The 20,768-nt window shown below is 34.6% G+C and carries 21 protein-coding genes and 1 pseudogene; 16 read left to right on the top strand and 6 right to left on the bottom strand.

The genetic code is table 11. The features are described from left to right. The first annotated feature begins 40 nt into the window (after nucleotides 1-40). The 4 genes from RT037_RS12195 (at nucleotide 41) to RT037_RS12180 (ending at nucleotide 2,662) form a co-directional block, all read left to right on the top strand. Nucleotides 41-493, top strand: coding sequence for a hemerythrin domain-containing protein (locus RT037_RS12195; RefSeq protein WP_312323734.1), 453 nt, complete (start codon nucleotides 41-43; stop codon nucleotides 491-493). Between the two features lie 72 nt (nucleotides 494-565). Then, the gene (locus RT037_RS12190; protein WP_312323733.1) at nucleotides 566-949 is read left to right on the top strand and encodes a hypothetical protein; all 384 of its coding nucleotides are present in this window, start codon (nucleotides 566-568) and stop codon (nucleotides 947-949) included. A gap of 126 nt (nucleotides 950-1,075) precedes the next feature. After that, complete coding sequence (locus RT037_RS12185; RefSeq protein WP_313031721.1) at nucleotides 1,076-1,954, top strand: ATP-binding cassette domain-containing protein; 879 nt, start codon at nucleotides 1,076-1,078, stop codon at nucleotides 1,952-1,954. Continuing rightward, nucleotides 1,955-2,662, top strand: a complete 708-nt coding sequence (locus tag RT037_RS12180; protein ID WP_313031717.1) for an ATP-binding cassette domain-containing protein — start codon at nucleotides 1,955-1,957, stop codon at nucleotides 2,660-2,662. Here RT037_RS12180 and RT037_RS12175 read toward each other — a convergent pair whose 3' ends face one another. After that, nucleotides 2,663-3,568: an EamA family transporter gene (locus RT037_RS12175; protein WP_313031713.1), complete on the bottom strand. Its 906-nt coding sequence runs from the start codon at nucleotides 3,566-3,568 to the stop codon at nucleotides 2,663-2,665. 142 nt (nucleotides 3,569-3,710) lie between these two features. Between RT037_RS12175 and purE the strand changes: the two genes are divergently transcribed. After that, on the top strand, nucleotides 3,711-4,214 hold the full coding sequence (gene purE, locus RT037_RS12170; RefSeq protein WP_312323725.1) for a 5-(carboxyamino)imidazole ribonucleotide mutase: 504 nt from the start codon (nucleotides 3,711-3,713) through the stop codon (nucleotides 4,212-4,214). A gap of 40 nt (nucleotides 4,215-4,254) precedes the next feature. Here the strand turns inward: purE and RT037_RS12165 are convergent, their stop codons facing one another. After that, on the bottom strand, nucleotides 4,255-5,169 hold the full coding sequence (locus RT037_RS12165) for a T9SS type A sorting domain-containing protein (RefSeq protein WP_312323724.1): 915 nt from the start codon (nucleotides 5,167-5,169) through the stop codon (nucleotides 4,255-4,257). 100 nt (nucleotides 5,170-5,269) lie between these two features. Between RT037_RS12165 and dgt the strand changes: the two genes are divergently transcribed. Continuing rightward, a complete protein-coding gene (gene dgt / locus RT037_RS12160; RefSeq protein WP_313031709.1) occupies nucleotides 5,270-6,628 on the top strand; it encodes a dGTP triphosphohydrolase in 1,359 nt (452 codons plus the stop codon). A 46-nt stretch (nucleotides 6,629-6,674) separates the two neighbouring features. On the opposite strand, the gene lipB is transcribed toward dgt, so the two are convergent. Both lipB and RT037_RS12150 read right to left on the bottom strand, forming a co-directional pair. Then, nucleotides 6,675-7,388: a lipoyl(octanoyl) transferase LipB gene (lipB, locus tag RT037_RS12155; RefSeq protein WP_313031707.1), complete on the bottom strand. Its 714-nt coding sequence runs from the start codon at nucleotides 7,386-7,388 to the stop codon at nucleotides 6,675-6,677. 123 nt (nucleotides 7,389-7,511) lie between these two features. Then, nucleotides 7,512-8,795, bottom strand: a complete 1,284-nt coding sequence (locus tag RT037_RS12150) for a T9SS type A sorting domain-containing protein (protein WP_313031703.1) — start codon at nucleotides 8,793-8,795, stop codon at nucleotides 7,512-7,514. A 111-nt stretch (nucleotides 8,796-8,906) separates the two neighbouring features. Here RT037_RS12150 and RT037_RS12145 point away from each other — a divergent pair, with 111 nt between their 5' ends. The 9 genes from RT037_RS12145 to RT037_RS12105 all read left to right on the top strand — a co-directional run bounded on the left by RT037_RS12145 (nucleotide 8,907) and on the right by RT037_RS12105 (nucleotide 17,895). Then, nucleotides 8,907-11,012: a TonB-dependent receptor domain-containing protein gene (locus RT037_RS12145; RefSeq protein WP_313031700.1), complete on the top strand. Its 2,106-nt coding sequence runs from the start codon at nucleotides 8,907-8,909 to the stop codon at nucleotides 11,010-11,012. 13 nt (nucleotides 11,013-11,025) lie between these two features. Continuing rightward, complete coding sequence (locus RT037_RS12140; RefSeq protein WP_313031697.1) at nucleotides 11,026-12,126, top strand: HmuY family protein; 1,101 nt, start codon at nucleotides 11,026-11,028, stop codon at nucleotides 12,124-12,126. 31 nt (nucleotides 12,127-12,157) lie between these two features. Further along, complete coding sequence (locus tag RT037_RS12135; protein WP_313031690.1) at nucleotides 12,158-13,033, top strand: ABC transporter substrate-binding protein; 876 nt, start codon at nucleotides 12,158-12,160, stop codon at nucleotides 13,031-13,033. Further along, entirely contained in the window at nucleotides 13,017-14,060 is a 1,044-nt protein-coding gene (locus RT037_RS12130; RefSeq protein ID WP_312322268.1) for an iron ABC transporter permease, read from the top strand. Before RT037_RS12135 ends, RT037_RS12130 begins: the two co-directional genes overlap by 17 nt. Next, nucleotides 14,057-14,836 (top strand): heme ABC transporter ATP-binding protein, encoded by a 780-nt coding sequence (locus tag RT037_RS12125; protein ID WP_313031683.1) that lies wholly within the window; start codon nucleotides 14,057-14,059, stop codon nucleotides 14,834-14,836. The genes RT037_RS12130 and RT037_RS12125 overlap by 4 nt, the downstream gene beginning before the upstream one ends. A gap of 29 nt (nucleotides 14,837-14,865) precedes the next feature. Beyond that, the gene (locus RT037_RS12120) at nucleotides 14,866-15,891 is read left to right on the top strand and encodes a ChuX/HutX family heme-like substrate-binding protein (RefSeq protein ID WP_313031679.1); all 1,026 of its coding nucleotides are present in this window, start codon (nucleotides 14,866-14,868) and stop codon (nucleotides 15,889-15,891) included. A gap of 87 nt (nucleotides 15,892-15,978) precedes the next feature. Next, complete coding sequence (locus tag RT037_RS12115; protein WP_313031677.1) at nucleotides 15,979-16,848, top strand: ChaN family lipoprotein; 870 nt, start codon at nucleotides 15,979-15,981, stop codon at nucleotides 16,846-16,848. Nucleotides 16,849-16,866: 18 nt separating this feature from the next. Further along, nucleotides 16,867-17,490, top strand: a complete 624-nt coding sequence (locus RT037_RS12110; protein WP_313031674.1) for a peptide deformylase — start codon at nucleotides 16,867-16,869, stop codon at nucleotides 17,488-17,490. A 63-nt stretch (nucleotides 17,491-17,553) separates the two neighbouring features. After that, nucleotides 17,554-17,895, top strand: a complete 342-nt coding sequence (locus RT037_RS12105) for a phage holin family protein (RefSeq protein ID WP_079665575.1) — start codon at nucleotides 17,554-17,556, stop codon at nucleotides 17,893-17,895. Between the two features lie 56 nt (nucleotides 17,896-17,951). Here RT037_RS12105 and RT037_RS12100 read toward each other — a convergent pair. Further along, nucleotides 17,952-18,466 (bottom strand): annotated as a pseudogene (locus RT037_RS12100) (DUF2071 domain-containing protein). Between the two features lie 220 nt (nucleotides 18,467-18,686). Next, nucleotides 18,687-20,093, bottom strand: coding sequence for an amino acid permease (locus tag RT037_RS12095; RefSeq protein WP_313031668.1), 1,407 nt, complete (start codon nucleotides 20,091-20,093; stop codon nucleotides 18,687-18,689). A gap of 192 nt (nucleotides 20,094-20,285) precedes the next feature. Between RT037_RS12095 and RT037_RS12090 the strand changes: the two genes are divergently transcribed. Further along, nucleotides 20,286-20,687: a phosphoheptose isomerase gene (locus tag RT037_RS12090; protein WP_313031665.1), complete on the top strand. Its 402-nt coding sequence runs from the start codon at nucleotides 20,286-20,288 to the stop codon at nucleotides 20,685-20,687. The last annotated feature ends 81 nt before the right edge of the window (nucleotides 20,688-20,768 follow it).

Genomic DNA, 20,768 nt, shown 5'->3' with positions numbered 1-20,768 from the left:
GAAAAAAGAATAAGTAACAGTAATTTAAAAAATAAAAAACATGAAACGTAACGAAAATATAATTCCACTTTCACATGACCATCATTTTGGTTTGCTGTGTTGCTGGAAAATCCGTCAAGGTTTAAAGAAAGAAGTTGAACTTTCTCGAATTCAAAAATATGTTGATTATTTCTGGAATCAGCATTTGAAGGAACATTTCAAAGAAGAAGAAGAGATTTTATTTCCTTATTTGAAAGATGAATTTTCAAATCGAGTAGCGAAAGAGCATCAAGATTTGGAAGTTTTATTCAATGAAATTTCTGAAAATCTTAGTATTCAAAATTTTGAAGCTTTTGCGAATTTATTGGATGATCATATTCGGTATGAAGAACGACAATGGTTTCCACATTTAGAGCAAAATCTAAATAAAAATCAGCTTTTAGAAATCGGAAAAGCTCTTGCAGAAATTCATTCCGATGAAAAAGATAATTTTAACGATGAGTTTTGGAAGTAATTTTTTTATACTAAATTTCTTTTAACAGCCTTTAATAGCACCAGTTTTGTTAGTTCTTGGAAAATTTAAAATATGAAAAATACAATCTTATTAGTAGCAATTGGAAGTTTAATGGCTTGCAACGCACCTCAAAAAATGGTGGGAAATGATCAAGATAAACACGGGTGTAAAGGTTCTGCAGGACAAACATGGAGCGTTCTGAAGAACAATTGTATTCAGGTTTTTAGTGAAGGAACTCGCTTGAATCCTATTGAAACCAAAGAAGGTGAAGCCATTATTAGCGCATTTATTTTGTTGAATGACGATCAATCCAAAGCCGAACTTTTCATAGGAAACGAAGCGAATATTATTTTGGAAAAGAATTCGGAGGGTAATTTTGTTTCTAAAAAATACGTTTACAAACCGTCGGAAGCTACTTTGTATGTTGATGCTCAAGCACTTTATCAGAAGGATTAATTGTCAAAAAATAATATTCCTATCTTTGCAAATCAAAATCACCGCGTAAATATGTAGAATTCTTTTTCTTTTAACGACTTTTCAAAGCCTAATTCAGGGCTTCAAGTTTCATTTTAAAGAAAAAACATGTTTACTTTACACAATATTACCTATCTGCATCCAGATAAAGAGATGCTGTTTCATTCCCTCAATTTTACGTTAAACAAAGGCGAAGAAGTCGCTTTAATTGGTCAAAATGGTGTTGGAAAATCCACTTTATTAAAACTTATTTCGGGCGAAATTTCACCTTATGAAGGTGAAATTAGTTCCGATGAAAAAACCTATTTTGCTCCACAGATTTATGGTCAATTGGGCGAAGCTTCAGTAGCTGAAGCTTTAAAAATTGATTCTAAATTAAAAGCTTTACACCAAATTTTGGGAGGCGATGTTTCCGAAGAAAATTTTGAAATCCTAAATGACGATTGGGATTTAGAAAATCGAGTAGTAGAAGCTTTTTCCAAATGGAAAATTGAAAATATTTCGCTTTCAGATTCGATGAAAACCTTGAGTGGTGGACAAAAAACAAAAGTTCTTTTGGCTGGAATCGATATTGACGAAGCCGATTTTGTGATTTTGGACGAGCCGAGCAATCATTTGGATTTTGAAGTGCGACAATTATTGTACAATTTCGTTTCTGAAACTTCAAAAACCTTCTTGGTGGTTAGTCACGACAGAACTTTACTCAATTTATTGGGTAAAGTTGCTGAGCTTTTTCCTAAAGGAATTCAAGTTTTTGGTGGGAATTTTAAGTTTTATAAAGCGCAAAAAGAAGCCTCGGATTTGGCTTTGGAAAACGAAATTAAAAGCAAAGAAAAATATTTGAAAAAAGCCAAAAATGTTGAGCGCGAAACTTTGGAACGTCAACAAAAACTGGATTCACGAGGAAAAAAGAAGCAAGAAAAAACTGGCGTTGCAAGAATTATGATGAATACGCTTCGAAACAAAGCAGAAAATTCAAGTTCATAAATGAAAGACGTTCATGCAGAGAAAATTGGTGGAATTTCTGAGGATTTGTCGAAACTTAGACGAGAATTTTCACAACTGCAACAGATGAAATTTAATTTTGACGATTCGGCATTGCATCAAGGAAAAATTTTATTAGATCTGAAGGAACTAAATTTTAAATATACTCACGATTTTTTGTGGAACGAAAATTTGAATTTCCAAATCTTAAGTGGCGAACGTTGGGCGATTAAAGGAAATAATGCTTCTGGAAAATCGACTTTGGTAAAACTTCTTGTCGGAATTTTAAAACCATCAAAAGGAAATATTGAAAAAGCAGATTTTAAATCCATTTATCTAGATCAAAATTATTCGGTTTTAAATGAAAATTTCAATGTTTTAGAACAAGCCGAATATTTTAATCAAACTCCCATTCCCAACCACGAATTGAAAACAATTTTAACAAGATTTTTATTTCGAAAAGAAATTTGGGACAAAAAAGTAGCGAGTTTAAGCGGTGGCGAGAGAATGCGATTGTTGCTTACTTATCTTTCAATAATGGGAAAAGCACCTGATTTAATCGTTTTGGATGAGCCAACCAATAACCTCGACTTGGAAAATGTTGAAATCCTAACTTCTGCTTTGCAAGATTACAGAGGAAGTTTGCTCGTTATTTCTCACGACCAAGAATTTTTGAAGGATTTGAATGTGGGAAAAGAAATTTTTTTGTAACTATTTTAAAACTTTTCTTCTAAACATTTCGGGCTTATAATTGATAATGAAAACACCAGAAATAATCAATATTGAAGCCAAAATAAATTGAATTGTTATTTTTTCATCTAATAAAAGCCAACCCAAAAATATAGCGATAATCGTATTGATATAAGATAAAATTGAAACCTGAATTGGGCTAATTTTTGTCAACGCGTAATGAAATGCAAAGAAGGTAATGACAGAACCGAAAACCGCCAAATAGAGCATTGCAGCAATACTTTTCAAAGTCCAATTTCCAAAATTGTAATTCTCAGTTACCAAAAATGCTAACAAAATTTGGAAAACGCCTGCGAACAAAAATTGATAGACCAAATTAAGTGAAATATTCTTGGATTTGATGTCCATTTTTTTTGTGAAAATAGTGCCGCCTGCCCAACCTAAAATTGCGAAAAACATCATGATAATGCCGTTTCGATATTCAGGAATAGCAAGGTCTTGTAAACCATCCCAAAAAATCATTAGAATCCCGCTGAAACAAATGATAACGCCTAATAATGATTTAAAACTAAATTTTTGTAAACCTAAAAATAGACTTCCGATAAAAACCAAAATAGGTGAGCAAGCGCTAATTAACGCCGCCAAACTACTGCTTAATTCTTCTTCAGCAACGGTGGTTAGACCATTTGCCATGACTAACATTAAAACCGAAAAAACAATTTGGTATCCAAAATTTCTCCAACCTATCCATTTTAATTCTTTACGAAATAATAGAATGGTCAACATAATTAATCCTGCCAAAAATTGACGAATTCCCGCTACAAACCAGCCAGGAATTGTTTCTACGGCAACGCGAATTCCCATGAAGGTGGTTCCCCAGACGAGTGCGACGGTAAAAATGGCGAAAAGTAATTTGTAGTTTCTCAAGTTTTAGTGAAATAAGAAGTTGCAAAGATAGACTTTTCCAAGGCAAAATAGGCTTTATAGATACTTTTTGAAGATCAATTTTTATTCAAATTGGTTTCGTCTTTTATTAATTTTTATCTTTGAAAATCTAATAAAAAATGAAATGGTAGGAATAATTATGGGAAGTCAAAGCGATCTTCCAATTATGGAACAAGCAGCAGATTTTCTAAAAAACCTAGGAATTCCTTATGAATTGACAGTGGTTTCGGCGCACAGAACGCCAGAACGTATGCTGGATTATGCACAAAAAGCAAAAGAACGAGGACTGAAAGTAATTATAGCTGGAGCTGGCGGGGCGGCGCATCTTCCTGGTATGGTGGCGAGTTGCACGACGATTCCTGTGATTGGTGTTCCGATTTTGTCGAGTAATTCTATTGATGGTTGGGATTCGGTTTTGTCGATTTTGCAAATGCCAGGCGGAATTCCTGTGGCAACAGTTGCTCTTAATGGAGCGCTAAATGCAGGGATTTTAGCTGCTAAAATCATTGGAACCTCTGATGAAAATGTTTCGAACAAAATGCAACAATATCAAGATTCTTTAAAGGAAAAAGTTTTGGGAACGGTCAGCGATATTAAAGCTAAACATCCGAATCAATACGATATTTAATAAAATAAAAAGCCTGTCTCGTTAGAAACAGGCTTTTATTTTAGTTCTTAACCAACTTAGTTGACTGCGTTTTGTTGTCTTTAGTTTTAACTTGAAGGATATAATTTCCTTTTGCTAAAGATTGAATGTTAATTTCTTTTGCATTGCTTCCAGAAAGTACTTTTTGTCCAGCCATACTAAAGATGTTGTAGGTTTCGATCGCATCTTTGCTATCGATTTTTACGATATCTTTTGCTGGATTTGGATAGATTTTTAAGCCTGTGGAATGTTGCGCTTCGTAAGTTGCAAGGTCAACATTATTTATTTTGATATTATCATAATATGCATTACCACCATAGTTATTATGTAAAAAATTCATTCCTAATATATTTACTTTTGAATTATTAGGATTTTCAAAAATTTGAACATTATCTAGGTAGTAAGTGATTTTATCAGCTGTAATGTGGATTTTCATATTGTACCACTTATTGGGTTCCCACGTTTTATTTGCGTATCCAATTTCTGAAAAATTTTCGTTCCAAATGTATATCATACCACGATTTTCAAAACCTGTTGCCAATAAGGTATCAAATTCTTCAGTTGCTTCATTTATTGCATAGACTGCAAATTCAAAATCTGAACCTCCTTTCGTAGAACCATTAAAATCGTAAGAAATAGTTGTGTCATTAAAATCTAAAGGCGTTGCAAAAGTTTTTTCTACACCCATTATCGGGAACCATTGTTCTTGGTACTCATCAACGTGTGCATTTTTAAAAGAAAAATTTCCATTGCTTGCTTTTTCGTTTGTAATAATCTGGTTAGTTAAAGGTCCGTCGCTACTTTCAGTTACTTCCCAACCATTTTGACCATTGATGTCACCAAGTGTAAAACCTTCTGAGGCTTCGAATGAAATTGCATTTTGCGAAAATGCTAAACTAGCAACAGAAAGTGCTGCTAACATATAAAACTTCTTCATAAATTATTTTTAGGGCTACAATGATACTAAATTATTTTTAAATAAATGAAAATTACAGGCTTTACTAGGCTTTTGAAATCGGATTCTGTATTTTTGTGGTATGAATCTTAACGAGCTTTTTACCAACCAACGCACCGGAAATCATCAACCAACTTTTGTGTCCAGAACAGATTTTCAAAGAGATTTTGACCGAATTATTTTTTCGTCGGCTTTTCGAAGATTGCAAAATAAAACGCAAGTTTTTCCTTTGCCGGGAAGTGTTTTTGTGCATAATCGTTTGACGCATTCTCTAGAAGTGGCGTCTGTTGGTCGTAGTTTGGGAAGTTTAATTGGAGATTTTGTTTCAAAAAATTATAAAAACGATCTTAACGAAACCTCAAATAATTTTTACCAATATCAATTAAGTGACGTCATTGCGGCAGCTTGTCTTTGTCACGACATCGGAAATCCAGCTTTTGGACATTCTGGCGAAGATGCAATTGCTAGTTATTTTGAACAGAATGAAAAGGATCTTAAACCTCTTTTCAACGAAAAAGAATGGGCAGATCTTGTTAATTTTGAAGGAAATGCTAATGCAATCCGAGTGTTGACGCATCAGCAACAAGGTAAAGACGAAGGCGGAACACAATTAACATTTTCAACTTTGGCGAGTATTGCGAAATATCCTTGTGAAGCGATTGCAAAGCAAAAAGGTATTATCCATCGCAAAAAGTTTGGATTTTTTCAGAATTCTAAAGCGACGTTTTTAGAAATCGCTAAAGCGACAGGCATGCAGCATGAAAGCGACGAACCAATTATCCATAAAAGACATCCTTTTGTTTGGTTAGTAGAGGCTGCGGACGACATTTGTTACAGCATTATCGATATGGAAGATGCGCATCGTTTGGGCATCGTTAATTCTCGAGATTGTGAAGATTTATTTATAGATTTGGTTAAATCTGTGAATCCTGATGACATCAAACGTGTTAATGATAAACTCGATATTATTAAAAATCCGAACGAGCGAATTTCTTATTTGCGAGCGAAAGTTATTAACTCGTTGATTAATAAATCAATTTCGACTTACCAAGCTAATTTTGATAAAATTATTGATGGTACAATGGATAAAGCTTTGTTGGATATTTTTAAACAAGAAAGTTCGTCATTAACAGAAATCGAACGTTTTTCTATAGAAAAAATCTACAATCATAAAGCGGTTATTGAAATCGAAAATGCTGGTTATAACGTTATGTACGAGTTGCTAGATCATTTTATTCCATCTATTATTTTAGAAAAATCGGAGCGAAAAAATTATGATAAAATGGCTTTAAAACTTATCCCAAAACAGTTTGTCTATGAAGAGGGAAGTGTCTATGACAAAGTTTTGGGCGTTTTGGATTTCGTTTCAGGTATGACCGACAATTATGCGACCGATCTTTATAGAAAAATAAAAGGTATCGAAATCGGAATGACGGTTTAAAAAATTAAAAAAAAGCGACTTCAATTATTGAAATCGCTTTTTTATTTTAAACCAATTCGCACTCAAAAACGTCAACGAAATGTTTCTTAATTTTTTGTTTTATTTCTTCAACATCAACTTCGTGTTCTAGTTCATTTTTAAGAGAAGCTACCTGTTTATCGGTAATTCCGCAAGGTACGATGTAATCAAAATACTTCATATTAGTGTTCACGTTTAATGCAAAACCGTGGATGGTTACCCAACGAGAAGCTTTAACGCCCATTGCACAAATTTTTCTAGCATAAGGTTTTCCTACGTCTAACCAAACTCCAGTTTCGCCTGGAGAACGCTCACCTTTTAGACCATATTCTGCGATGGTACGGATGATAACTTCCTCCAAGTCTCGCATATAACGGTGAATATCGGTGTAGAAATTTTCTAAATCCAAAATAGGATAGCCAACAATCTGCCCAAATCCGTGATAAGTAATGTCGCCACCACGATTAACTTTAACATAAGTTGCTTCAATTTCCTTTAATTTATCAGCATTGGCGAGCATATTTTCTTCGTGCCCGCTTTTCCCTAAAGTGTAAACATGTGGATGCTCCACAAACAACAAATGATTATTCGTTATTTCTTGTTCTTCTGGCTCAGTATCGCGATTTTTTACTTTGATGTCTAGGTTTTCCTTCATCAAAGCTTCTTGATAATCCCAAGTCGGCATATAATCGCAAGTCCCAAGATCTTCAAATTTTACTATTTTATTTAGTTTATGATTCATAATCGTAGAAAAATTATTCACACAAATTTACATTTATTTTTGTCGATATTAAAATTAAAAAGCCCATCAAATTTGATGAGCTTTCCATCTAATAAAAGATGATCTGAAATTGATATGGATTTCTTATTTAATAATAATTTTTTTAGTTTCAGAAATACCAGCGTAAGTGATTTTTAAAAGATAAGTTCCTGTATTCAAACTAGAAAGATTTACGTCTTGTTGTTGCAGACCGTTTTGCTTACTAAGCTTAGTTTCAAAAACTTTTTTACCAGAAAGATCGAAGATTTCTGCAGTTCCGTTGTTGTTAGAATTTTCTTTAACATCGAAAAGAATCGTTGCTCTTTTGTTCGAAATAGGGTTAGGATAAACACCGAAACTTGCTTTTTTACCAAGGTCAGTAACGCCAAGTTCTGAGGTGATGTTTTTGTATTTAAAACTTACATTCCCTGTCGTTGCACCGCCGTTTTCTGTAAAATATAATCTGTAATAATTGCTAGGGTCTTTTACGTAAAATACAACATCTGGATCTACACCACTTGTCGGCTTCCAACTATGACCGATACTTGTAATAATGTCCGAATAATCTGTTTGCGCTGGTGTTGAATAGGTTGAACTGGCTTGTGTTTCGGGCTGTTTTTTCGCTACTTTGATGTTTGGATTTTGGACAATTCCTGCCATACGATAAATCATGATATTATTATAAAATGTATAATATCTTGTTAGCATAAAATTCCAATCATTTTTTGCTGGTTCGATATTGTTAACTTTTTCGCCACTATCAAATGAAAAATAGTTAAAAAATGCATCATCAGAACCATTTGCAACAGTTTTAGTTTGTGTAGCTTCCCAAGACGATCCGTTCCATTTTGCATATTTGAAAGTATAACCACCATAGAATTCGTTAATGAAGAATTTGTAGTAAGATCCGTCGCCATATTCCAACACAAAAGTGACTTTTCCTGTAATCTTATGAGTTACCATGTCGTATGAACCCCAACCAAAATTGAACTGTCCTTGTGGTAATAAAGTCGCTTTGTCAAAGGCGCCTTCCTGAATTCTATTTGTTAAATCTGGGTTATAAAGAGATTCGCCCCAAGTTGATTTTTGCGATAAATCCACAGCGTCATAAGCAGATGGCGTCGCTGAGACTTGATAAACTTTTATGTCTTTGGCATCGTTAACCTTAATCCCCATATCCATGTTAGAGTTTCGATAAAACGCAATATCCCATTGATTTGCCAATTGAGATTTTGTGTTTTCGTTAGCCAAGTTGAAGAATACTTGATTTTGATAAGATGGTCCCATAGTAAGATTTACCGTTTTGTATCCCAATTCATCAGTTTGTGCAGTAACTTGAGTCTGAACCGTTAAGGCTAACATTGACGCTAAAAATAATTTTGTTTTCATAAAGAATAATGTAAAGTTTAAAATTGTTATTTAGAATTATTCTACAAAACTATATAATTATTTTTAATTGTTCTAAATAAAATTATATATTTGTCAAAAATTTTTTAGTTCATGAAAAGGATGCTGATGCCAATCGTAGTTCTAGGACTTTCAATATCAGTTAAAGCACAAAAATCAGATTCAATCCAAACCAAAAAGATTGATGAAGTTGTTGTGATGACTGGACAATACAAAGCTCAAAGTATCGACAAATCAATCTACAAAGTTGAGGTTATTAACGAAACTCAAATTCGAGCGATGGCAGCTAACAATGTGTCGGAAGTCCTTAACCAGAGCCTTAATATGTTAGTATTGTCAGATTCTAAATCTGGAAATTCTACTGCGAATATTTTAGGATTAGGTGGCGATTATGTTAAAATTTTAATTGATAATATTCCTGTTGTGGGCGACACTGGACTTGGTAGCAATATCGATTTGACAAAGTTGAGTGTTAACAATATTGAGCGACTCGAGGTTGTAAAAGGTAGCATGGGTGTAGAGTACGGTAATGGTGCAATGTCTGGCGTTATCAATATTATTACTAAAAAATCGAGTAGTAAAACACTCTCTGGACGTTTGACTCTACAAGAAGAAACTGTACGCGATAATTATGATATTCGCAAAAAAGGTCACGGAAGACACATTCAAAATGTAAACCTAAATTATAATATTGACAAGAATTGGTTTGCAAGTGTTTCGGTTAATCATAATCAGTTTATGGGTTTCAAAGGGAATTTGCAGGGTTACAAGTATTTTGAACAAGATAATCTACGAGGCTACGACTGGAATCCAAAAGATCAATACGATGCCAATGCTGTTTTGAAATATCAGAATAAAAACACAAGCATTTTTTATAAAGCGTCTTTTCTGCGAGAAAAATTCAATTATTATAATCCATTGGTGTCTAGAGAATCTCTTAACGATGGGCTTGGTGGCATTACTTACACAGCGATAGATCGCGATTACAATACAAAACGATGGATTCATCAACTCAATGTACAAAGCCAATTTGGTCATGTCAAATTTGATGCAGATGTTTCTTATCAATCGCAAAATCGAGAATATCAGGATAAGCTTTATGACATCCCAAATAGAAAAGTCAAATCAACTGAAGCTAGTAAATCCTACTTCAAAACAGATGTTTTTTATTCGAGAGCTATTTTGAGTAACTTTTTAAATAACAAAACAATTGATTTTCAATTAGGTTACGAGTTGGATCATACAGCTGGTTACGCAGCATTAATTGCTGGTGACTTTTTTGGCGACAATGTTTCAAGAAAAATCTTTACTTACGCCAATTTTTTATCCGCCGAATGGAATGTTAGCGACAAGTTTTCAATTCGTCCCGGCGCGAGATTGACTGTAAGCAATCAATTTAAAAATCAATTCAATTATTCATTATCTGCTAAGCTAAAAACTTCCGAAAATTCATACTTGCGTGCTGTTTTGGGTAGTGCGAACAAGCTGCCGACCTACGATGAATTGTTCACTTATTTTGTCAACACCAATCATGATTTGCAAGGTAATCCGTATTTAAATCCTGAAGTTGGATATTCGATTGGTGCATTTTATGATCAAAATTTTAAAACTCAAAATGATTGGCGAATCAATTACGGCCTCAACTTTTTATACCTTGATTTAAAAGATAAAATCGAAATGGTGATGGTTAAAGAGCCGTCAACTTACAAATTTTTAAACATTAATAATTTCCGTTCGATTCTGTATTCAGGGAATTTCGATGTCAAAAAAGATCAACTTTTATTTGGTTTCAAAGCTTCTGTTAATGCTATTAAACGTGGTTTAGAAGAAGCGAATGTTACTGCGCCAGATGACTACAATTATCAATTACAGTTGGGCGCTTCGGCAACTTATAAATTCGAAAAATTAGGAACGTCCTTTTCTGCTTTTTATAAATACAATGGTAGAGAACAGCGTTATGTGTACCGAAATTCTAAATACGAGTTGGGCGAAATTGGGGCATTTTCGATGTTAGATTTTATGGTGAATCAATCTTTTTGGAAGAATAGATTTGAAGTTTCTGCAGGTGTTAAAAACCTTTTTGATGTTACAAATATTAAAAATACAACAGTTGCAGCCAGTGGACATAACGAATCTTCGGTGAATCTTAATTTGTTCTATGGAAGAAGTTATTTCGCAAGATTATCTTATCAATTTTAAACTTTTTTAAAAAATGACATTATTAAAAATATTAGGCTTTTCTGTGTTGACAATTCTTGCACAATCTTGTTTGTCTCCCGACGAAGATCCAGTGAAGTTAGCGCCAATTTCTGGAAAAAATCTAAGTCTAAATATCGGTGGAGCTGCACAACCTAACCAAGTTTGGGTGCATCTTTCGACTGGCGAAATGACGACTAATAAAAGAACGGATTGGGATTTGGCTTTCTATACAGGCGAGCAATTTCGAGTGTTGATTAATTCTTCAATTATTTCGGCGGTTGGTAAAATCCCCAATGCGACAGATATCGATAAAATCTCAGCAAAAGATGTTGAAGCACTTCAGGATCAAATTCAAATCGGAACTTTTGATGCGTCGAATCTTCAATATGTTGACAACCCAAATGGTGATTTTCTACATCAGACCAGCGGAATTGGAGAAATTAAAGATACAGATTCCGACAACTCAATTTATCTCCTTAACATGGGACGCGAGATCTATGATGGTACAATTACAACAGGTTCTGTGATTACAGGCGGAGAACATCGTGGTTGGATGAAGATTCAAATTTTAAAAACTGCTACTGCTTACAAAATAAAATATGCAAAGTTGGAAGAGAACTCGCATCAAGAATATACCGTGAGCAAAGAGTCTGACTATAATTTTAAATTTTTAAACCTAAATCAAAAACGTGAAGTTCTCATTCATCCTAAGAAAAAAATGTGGGATTTAGGCTTCACCGTTTTCACCAATGAAGTCTATACTAACGAAGGTCAAGCGGCTGGAAGTTACGTATTTGCAGATTTTGTAGTATCAAACCTTGTTGATGGTGTTGGCGCATATCAGGTTAATGTTGCAACTGGACAGACTTTGGACGCTGCCTACAATGCTTTCAAACTGAAAGATATCGACGCTTCCAAATTTATTTTTAACGATCAACGAGCCATTGGTGACAAGTGGCGAATTACCACTGGTAGCAACGGTGCACAGGTGTATTTTAACCGCTTTTTCATTATTAAAAGTGCTGATGGTTTCTATTTTAAATTAAGATTTAACAGGATGACCAATGACAAAGGCGAACGTGGACATACAACTTTTGAGTACGAACCATTATAAAATTTAATCAAAATTCTAAATAACAATATCTATGAAGAAAGTATTATTAGCAGCGACATTTGCGCTTGCACTTTACTCTTGCAAAAAAGACGATTCTAAAAACACAACAGAAACACAACAATCTTCGGAAGCGCCAAAATCTGCAAACAAAATCATTAGTTTATCAGGCGGAATTACAGAAATCCTAAGTGCACTTGGTCACGAGTCAGAGATTGTTGGGACAGACGTGACAAGTACTTTTCCTGAAAGTCTAAAAGCTACAGCTAAAGATTTGGGACACGTTAGAAGTATGACGATCGAACCTATTATGGCAATTAGTCCAACTTTGATTATGGCGTCGGAAAAAGACATCAATCCTGATCTTTTAGCAAAAATGAAATCTTCGGGCATCAAAACAGAATTATTCAAGCAAGAATTTTCTGTTGACGGAACTAAAAAATTAATTGAAGAAGTTGCAAAAGCTGTCGGCAACACCGATTATCAAAAGTTAAATGACAAAATCGATGCTGATATTAAGCAAATTCAGCCGCTTACGAAAAAGCCAAAAGTGCTTTTCATCTATGCACGTGGTAACAACTTGATGGTTTCTGGAAAAAATACGGCAATGTCTAATCTTATCGAATTGGCTGGTGGAGAAAATGCTTTTAACGATTTCGAAGATTTCAAACCATTAACGCCAGAAGCGGTGATTAAAGCTAATCCTGATGTTCTTTTCTTGTTCAATAGCGGATTACAAGGTGCCGGCGGTACCGACGCTGTTCTTAAAATGGCTGGTGTTGGACAAACTAACGCCGGGAAGAACAAAAAAGTGATAGCAATGGATGGTGGATTGGTGTCGAGCTTTGGACCTCGACTTGGTGAAGCGGCTTTGGATCTTAACAAACTTCTAATTGAAAACACAAAATAAACTTTTTCTATTCATGTTAGTGGGAGGTTTGTTGCTGGTTCTGCTGGCAGCAACTTCCCTTAATATTGGAGTTTTCGACTTTAATGGAAAATCGCCATTCTTTGTTTTGTGGCAAGTTGTTAGTGGAGATTCAACTTTATTACTAAGCGACAAATATGTGATTTGGGACGTCAGGTTAGCACGAATTGTTATGGCAATTCTTATCGGAAGTATGTTGGCGGTTTCTGGGACGGCGTTGCAAGGTCTTTTCAAAAATCCTTTAGCAAGCAGCGATTTAATTGGTTTAACAGCTGGAGCAACTTTATTAGCAGCTATTAGTATTGTGTTGGGTGGACATTTTAGAGAATATTTACCCGACTTTTTACAGCTTCCGTTGGTTGGCCTTTCCGCATTTGTTGGTGCGCTGTTGGCGATGATTTTAGTTTATAAAATCTCAACAAGCCAAGGCAAAACCAATGTTGTCATCATGTTGTTGACGGGCGTTGCGATTACAGCAATCGGTTTTTCGATAACAGGATTTTTAATTTATTTAGCTAAAGACGACCAACTTCGCGATTTAACTTTTTGGAATATGGGAAGTTTAGCAGCTGCAACTTGGACTAAAAATTTGGTACTTTTTGTAGTATTAATCATCAGTTACAGTTATTTATTACCAAAAGGAAAAGCGCTAAATGCGATGATGTTGGGAGAGAAAGATGCAGAACATTTAGGAGTCAACGTTGAAAAACTCAAAAAACAAATCGTTGTGATAACGGCTTTAATGGTGGGGACTTGCGTGGCATTTTCTGGGACAATTGGTTTTGTAGGACTTATCGTTCCTTACATTTTAAGACTGATTTTTAAATCAAATTATGTCATGATTTTACCATTGTCAGCGATTTTTGGTGCAGTGTTGTTATTAATTGCGGACACCATTAGTCGCAGTATTGTTGCGCCAACCGAGTTACCAATTGGAATTTTGACAGCCTTGTTGGGAGGCCCAATTTTCATAATTATTTTATTAAAACAGAAAAAATCAATTCGATGATAGAAGCGCATCAAATCAATTATAAACATAAAAATTTTCATATTCTAGATGCGGTTGATGTGTCTGTGGAATATGGCGAATTTCTCGCAATTGTAGGTCCGAATGGTGCTGGTAAATCGAGTTTGCTGAGCATTTTAGCCAATGAAATTAAAGATCATATCGAGCAACAAATTTTATTTAAAAACAAAAAAATAACAGATTGGAAAATAATTGATTTGTCACATCATAAAGCAAAATTTTCTCAACATCATAGTAACGATATTCCGTTACTGGTAAAGGATGTTGTGATGATGGGACGTTATCCATATTTTGATAATGAAGCTAAGAATGAAGATTACGAAGCGGTTAATTTTGTGATGATTGAAACTGATATTTTGCATCTTCAAAATCGAGATTATAATTCGCTTTCTGGTGGCGAAAAGCAACGCGTTCATGTATCAAGAATCTTGGCACAACTTCAGAATGATGTCGCTCACAAATTGATTTTTTTGGACGAACCGCTTAACAATTTGGATATTAAACATCAGTACAAAACATTACAATTAATTAAAAACTTTACAGCAAAAGCTAATTCTGCAATTGTCGTTTTGCACGATCTTAATTTGGCGGCGCAATTTGCAGATAAGATTTTGTTGATGAAAGCCGGAAAAGTTGTGGCTTCGGGAAAACCGAATGACGTTTTTACTCCTGAAAAAATTTCTGAAACTTATAATTTCCCATGTCAGATTTGCGAAAATCCGATTAATAAAAATCCGATGATCATTTTCGGAGCATAATTTTTTATAACATTTAATACTTTTTAAAAATGAGTACAATTAATCAAACTTTAAAAGAAAAATGGAATCAGTTAAAAACTAAAAATCCAAGACTTAGAATAAGAAATGCTGCCGAAGGATTAGGCGTTAGCGAAGCCGAATTGTTGATGACAGATTTGGGTGAAACGGTAACTCTTTTAACACCAGATTTTGCGGGGATTTTGACAGATGTTGAGGTTTTAGGAAAAGTGATGGCTTTGACACGAAATGAAGAATGCGTCCACGAAAGAAAAGGAATTTACAAAAATAGCGATTTTTCGAGCCCGCATGCACAATTGTTTGTTGGTGAAGATATCGATCTAAGGATTTTCCTTAATTCTTGGAAGCACTCGTTTGCGGTAGTTGATGGCGACAAAAAAAGTTTACAATTTTTCGGGAAAGATGGTTTGGCACTTCACAAGATTTATTTAACAAAAGACAGTAACGATGCTGCTTTTCATGCTTTGGTAGAAAAATACAAAGCAGAAGATCAAACTCTAACGATTCTTTTTGAAGCGATTCCTGCAAAAGCTGAAGAAAAGCCAGATTCCGAAATCGATGTTGAGGCTTTCCAAAAAGCTTGGTCTGAGTTGAAAGATACGCATGACTTCTTCACGATGACGAGAAAATTTGGTGTTTCGAGAACGCAAGCTTTGCGTTTGGCTTCACCAGAATTTGTGACAAAATTAGAGATTTCGGCTGTCGAAACTCTATTAAATAAAGCTTCTGAAGAAAAATTACCAATTATGATTTTCGTTGGAAATCGCGGCATTATCCAAATCCATACGGGAGAAGTTAATAAGATTTTTTGGCAAGGAAGCTGGATTAATGTGATGGATCCAGATTTTAATTTACATCTTGACACTTCAAAAATTGCTGAGGTTTGGCTAGTTAAAAAGCCGACAGAAGACGGATTGGTACATGCGATCGAAGTCTTTAACGAAGAGGGTGATTTTATTGTTCAGTTTTTTGGAAAAAGAAAACCAGGGATGCCAGAGTTGGAAGAATGGCGAAATTTAGCGAATGCCTTAAGTTAGGTTTTTGCTAAATTTTACATTTATTGACGCTAGACCGTTTTGTTTTTTTTAATTTCAGAGCGGTCTTTTAATTTGTATTTTTATAACATGAGAAAAATAGTTTTAGTTTTAATAACGCTTTTGGCGATTGGTTTTAAAGCGCAAGACTTTAAAGCTTTTCAGTTTTATAACAAATCTGGAAAGGAAATTAACACCGAAAAAATGATAAAATCACTTTTGGATTACGATGTCATTTTGTTTGGTGAGTATCATAATAATTCTATTAATCATTGGTTGCAATTGCGGTTAACAGAAGCTTTGTTTGAGAAAAATAAAAATTTAGTTCTCGGTGCAGAGATGTTCGAGCGTGATAATCAATCAGGACTAAATCAATATTTATCTGGAAAATTAGATGTTAAAAAGTTGAAAGATTCTGTTCGACTTTGGAATAATTTTACGACAGATTATCAACCGGTTTTAGATTTTGCTAAATCAAAAAAACTGGAATTTGTAGCCACAAATATTCCTCGAAAATTTGCTTCTCAAGTTGCAAAACAAGGTTTGGAATCGCTAAATCAACTTCCGGATTCTGACAAAATTAACATTGCAAAACTTCCTATTAATGTGACTTTGGAAACGCCAGGATATCCCGAAATGAAAGCCATGATGGGTGATCACGCTGATGAAATGAAAGTCATGAATTTTGTAGCTGCACAAGCGGTGAAAGATGCAACAATGGCAGAGTCTATTCTTAAATCTTGGACCGCTGGAAAGCTTTTTGTGCATTACAACGGGAATTATCACAGTAAAGAATATGGCGGAATCTTTTGGTATTTGAAGAAAGCAAATCCGAGTCTAAAAGTAGCGGTGATAAGCCTTGTCGAAAGCGAATCCAAAGATTTGAGTTTTCCTAAAAAAGATTTTGTCCCAACAGAATTTAATTTGATATTGCCATCTGATATGACAAAAACTTATTAAATTTATCTTCAAAAAACTATGAGAATATTTTTACTGCTTGCCGCGGTTTCTATTAATTGTTTGGTTTTTGGACAAAAATATACAGCGTCCGAAATCAAATTAATCAACGGAAACGATAAAAATACTGCACTTCCAATTTATCAAACAACTGATGAACATCAACATTCGGTTTTATTATCGATGTCAAAACATGTTAATCCAAAAGATCCGCATACGGCGACTTTGGTCAATCGTATGAAATTGGCGTTATTGGCGACAGACGGCGGTGTTGGGATTGCTGCGCCGCAAGTTGGTGTTAACCGAAATGTGATTTGGGTTCAACGTTTTGATAAAGAAGGAAATCCACTAGAGTATTTCCTAAATCCTAAAATTCTTTGGAAGTCTGCTATTCTTAATTTCGGTCCAGAAGGCGATTTATCGATTCCGGACTTTAGAGATATGTTTTATAGAAGCCAAGTTATTCAGTTAGAATATTGGGATTTGTCGGGTAAGAAAACTACCGAAATTGTCGAAGGTTTTACAGCGGTTATTTTCCAACACGAGATCGATCATTTATCAGGAATTTTAATTCAAGATAAAAGCAAAAACGAGACAGATTCTAATATTATTAAAGTTGATGCTTTCAAAAGATTGCCATTGTAATCAAAACTGCACGAAATTTGCAACGTCCTAAAAAAGATTTTTTAACTTAAAATATTATAAACTATGCGATTAATTATCAATTTACTTATTACCGCTGTATCAGCGTTTTTGTTAAGCAAAATTTTGTCGGGCGTGCATTTTCAAGATTTCACATCGACCATTATTTTTGCTGTAGTTTTAGGGATTCTTAATATGTTGGTTCGTCCAATTTTAGCGATTTTGTCGTTGCCAATTACGATCTTAACTTTAGGGCTTTTCTCGTTGGTTATCAATGCTGTTATGATTTTGCTTTGCGATCATTTTATGGATAGCATGACGGTTGATGGCTTTGGCTGGGCGTTTATCTTCAGTATTCTATTGTCGATTGTGACGGCTGTTTTCGGAGCTTTATTCTCGAAAGATTAATTTTTAAAACAATATGAAAACGAAATCCGTAGTTTTTTGCTACGGATTTTTTTTGTTTATAAAATGACTTTCTTCCAAGAAATGACTTCTACACCTTTTGAATAGTGGGTCAAATCTGGTTTTCGCTTAGTAAAGTCAATGTTTCCAAATTTATATTTTGTTTCTAAATTTTCAATTTTAACATCATTAATTTTCCATTCTTTATGATGAATGTCGTAACGGATATTTTGTCCATTATGTTGCAAATACAAGCAATAACGCTCTGTTAGCCAAAGGTCAAGACTCGTTTTTTGTTCTAAAAGATTTCCTATTTCGTAGTCGATGTGGAGTTTGAGATTTTTTGAATCGAGTTGAGAATCATATCGTCCCGAACTTCTTCTCATATTTGCTTTTTGATAAGGAAGCCCCGAAAGTCTTTCGCTATCAAACAAGACAATAATTTTAGCCCTTCGATATTAATGAAGAAAACGCCTTTTTTACCATCTTTTTCGATATAAGTTTGAATATTAACTTCCTCAAAATTTGATAAAAAAGAAAGCGATGGCAACAATCTTGAACGGATTTTTTCCATCGTGAAAGCAACAATAGAAATGTAATAACCACCATCAATTTGGTCTAAATTAAAAAACCTTTGGCACCAATTTTCTCAAGCTTTCATAATCGACTTTCCAATGCAGAAAAACAGCACGATTCCACTATTGATAATACTGAAATTCTCCTTCTGGCAACGGATATGAACGATGTTTGATATCTACTAATAAAGTTTTGATGTTACTCAATTGGTCAAATTTTTAAGAAGACTTTTTATTGATGAATAAATATACGGGTAATCCTATTAATATCAAACCGAGTCCTGGCCAGGTGTATTGCGGTTTATAAATAAATAAAAGTACGCAAAATGAAATACCAATTATTAAATAAATGGCTGGTGTAATAGGATAGAGCCACGTTTTGTAGCCACGTTCTAGATTTGGTTTTTTAATTCTGAGATAGATAACACCAAAAACGGTTAGCATGTAAAATAAAACAATTACAAACGAAATCATATCTAGCAAATCGCCGTATTGACCGCTAAGACAAAGTAAACTTGCCCAAATACCTTGCATCCAAAGCGAATTAGCAGGAACATTAAAACGATTATTTTTGATAGCTGCTTTTAAAAATAAACCATCTTTTGCCATGGTTTGGAAAACGCGCGCACCAGCAAGGATAATCCCGTTAACACATCCAAAAGTCGAAATCATCACCAAAACAGCCATAATAATTGTCCCTGCATTTCCGAAGATTTTTTCTGCTGAAGCGACAGCAACACGATCGTTGGCTGCAAAAGCGATTTCGTCGCGGGTTAAGGTGTTAAGATAAACAAGATTAACTAAAAGATACAAAATCATAACAGATATCGTCCCGATAATCATGGCACGAACAACATTTTTGCGCGGATTTTCGATTTCGCCGGAGACAAAGGTAACGTTTTCCCAAGCCACAGAACTAAACACTGAACCTACCATTGCAGCTGCAATACCGCCCAGAACTGTCGGACCAGAAATTGGCAGCCAACTTGCAGATTCTTTGTGACCTTTAACTTCGGTTCCGAAATTTTGAAAAGCTTCCCACCCAAATTGGAAATTACTCATCAATTGAGAATGTTCAACCAAAATAAATCCCAAAGCAATTAAACCTACAAGCGCAATAATTTTGGAAGACGTGAAAATATTTTGTAGCATTTTTCCGCTTTGTACGCCTCTAGTATTGATAAAGCTTAGTAAAAGTATAATTGCTATTGCAAGAATTTGTATCCAAGTTATTTTAAAACTTCCGCTTTGGAAAAGTGGTGCGGCATCATTAAGACTTGGGATGAGATAGGCTGTAAATTTTCCAAAAGCCACGGCGACAGCGGCGATTGTTCCAGTTTGGATGACGGTAAAAAGTCCCCAACCATAAAGAAAACCCATCATTTTTCCGAAAATCTCGGTGATGTAAGTATATTGTCCTCCAGCTTTCGGAAACATCGCTGACAATTCGCCGTAGCTGATTGCTGCTGCAACTGTCATAAGTGCGGTCAACAACCAAACGACAATTAGCCAATAACCCGAACCGAGATTCCGCATGATGTCCGAGCTTACAATGAAGATGCCGCTCCCGATCATTGATCCCATCACAATCATTGTGGCATCCCAGAGTTTTAGTTTCTTTTCCATAGTTTTATTTGAATCAAATATATAAAAGTCTACATAAAAACTAATGAACTATTAGAAAGTTTATCTTTTTTACAAGCTAAAATGTCTTATGTTGTTAATAATGAATTTTGTAGAAGTGTTCAATATTTTAAAGATTTCGTAATGTTCTGCTGAACGATAAAACCTAAATTTGAGGAAGATAAGACAATAATCATGGAGTTAGAATACAAAAACCACGAAAGTCCCATCCTGAAAGATGGCGTTAAAAATTATTTAATCGATATCGACGGAACGATAACAGATGATATCCCAAACGAGGATCCCGAAAGAATGTCAACTTGTTTGCCTTTTCCTGACGCTTTAGAAACAATTAATAAATGGTACGACGAAGGTCATCAAATTTGCTTTTTCACATCCAGAACGGAAGATCTGAAAGCGATTACTGAAGAATGGCTCAATCGTCATGGTTTTAAATATCACAGTATTCTGTGTGGGAAACCGCGTGGTGGTAACTATCATTGGATCGATAATCATCTTGTGAAAGCAACGCGCTACAAAGGGAAATTTACAGATCTTGTAGAGAAAAATGTGAGCATTCAGGTTTTTAAAGATTAACCTTAAATAATCAACGGAGTAGTATCTCTAGCCCCGATGTTCTATGTTAATCTGCAAATTTTTCAGGTTAAAATTTTTAAT

The organism is Soonwooa sp. (assembly GCF_032062245.1).
In the GTDB taxonomy this organism is placed as follows: domain Bacteria; phylum Bacteroidota; class Bacteroidia; order Flavobacteriales; family Weeksellaceae; genus Soonwooa.
Note: the sequence above shows the minus strand (reverse complement) of the source record. Positions and strands in the feature narration are given on the sequence as shown.

Coding starts and splice junctions, on each gene's coding strand:
- RT037_RS12195 (WP_312323734.1), top strand. CDS start 41: ATGAAACGTAACGAAAATATAATTCCACTTTCACATGACCATCATTTT.
- RT037_RS12190 (WP_312323733.1), top strand. CDS start 566: ATGAAAAATACAATCTTATTAGTAGCAATTGGAAGTTTAATGGCTTGC.
- RT037_RS12185 (WP_313031721.1), top strand. CDS start 1,076: ATGTTTACTTTACACAATATTACCTATCTGCATCCAGATAAAGAGATG.
- RT037_RS12180 (WP_313031717.1), top strand. CDS start 1,955: ATGAAAGACGTTCATGCAGAGAAAATTGGTGGAATTTCTGAGGATTTG.
- purE (WP_312323725.1), top strand. CDS start 3,711: ATGGTAGGAATAATTATGGGAAGTCAAAGCGATCTTCCAATTATGGAA.
- RT037_RS12165 (WP_312323724.1), bottom strand. CDS start 5,169: ATGAAGAAGTTTTATATGTTAGCAGCACTTTCTGTTGCTAGTTTAGCA.
- dgt (WP_313031709.1), top strand. CDS start 5,270: ATGAATCTTAACGAGCTTTTTACCAACCAACGCACCGGAAATCATCAA.
- lipB (WP_313031707.1), bottom strand. CDS start 7,388: ATGAATCATAAACTAAATAAAATAGTAAAATTTGAAGATCTTGGGACT.
- RT037_RS12150 (WP_313031703.1), bottom strand. CDS start 8,795: ATGAAAACAAAATTATTTTTAGCGTCAATGTTAGCCTTAACGGTTCAG.
- RT037_RS12145 (WP_313031700.1), top strand. CDS start 8,907: ATGAAAAGGATGCTGATGCCAATCGTAGTTCTAGGACTTTCAATATCA.
- RT037_RS12140 (WP_313031697.1), top strand. CDS start 11,026: ATGACATTATTAAAAATATTAGGCTTTTCTGTGTTGACAATTCTTGCA.
- RT037_RS12135 (WP_313031690.1), top strand. CDS start 12,158: ATGAAGAAAGTATTATTAGCAGCGACATTTGCGCTTGCACTTTACTCT.
- RT037_RS12125 (WP_313031683.1), top strand. CDS start 14,057: ATGATAGAAGCGCATCAAATCAATTATAAACATAAAAATTTTCATATT.
- RT037_RS12120 (WP_313031679.1), top strand. CDS start 14,866: ATGAGTACAATTAATCAAACTTTAAAAGAAAAATGGAATCAGTTAAAA.
- RT037_RS12115 (WP_313031677.1), top strand. CDS start 15,979: ATGAGAAAAATAGTTTTAGTTTTAATAACGCTTTTGGCGATTGGTTTT.
- RT037_RS12110 (WP_313031674.1), top strand. CDS start 16,867: ATGAGAATATTTTTACTGCTTGCCGCGGTTTCTATTAATTGTTTGGTT.
- RT037_RS12105 (WP_079665575.1), top strand. CDS start 17,554: ATGCGATTAATTATCAATTTACTTATTACCGCTGTATCAGCGTTTTTG.
- RT037_RS12095 (WP_313031668.1), bottom strand. CDS start 20,093: ATGGAAAAGAAACTAAAACTCTGGGATGCCACAATGATTGTGATGGGA.
- RT037_RS12090 (WP_313031665.1), top strand. CDS start 20,286: ATGGAGTTAGAATACAAAAACCACGAAAGTCCCATCCTGAAAGATGGC.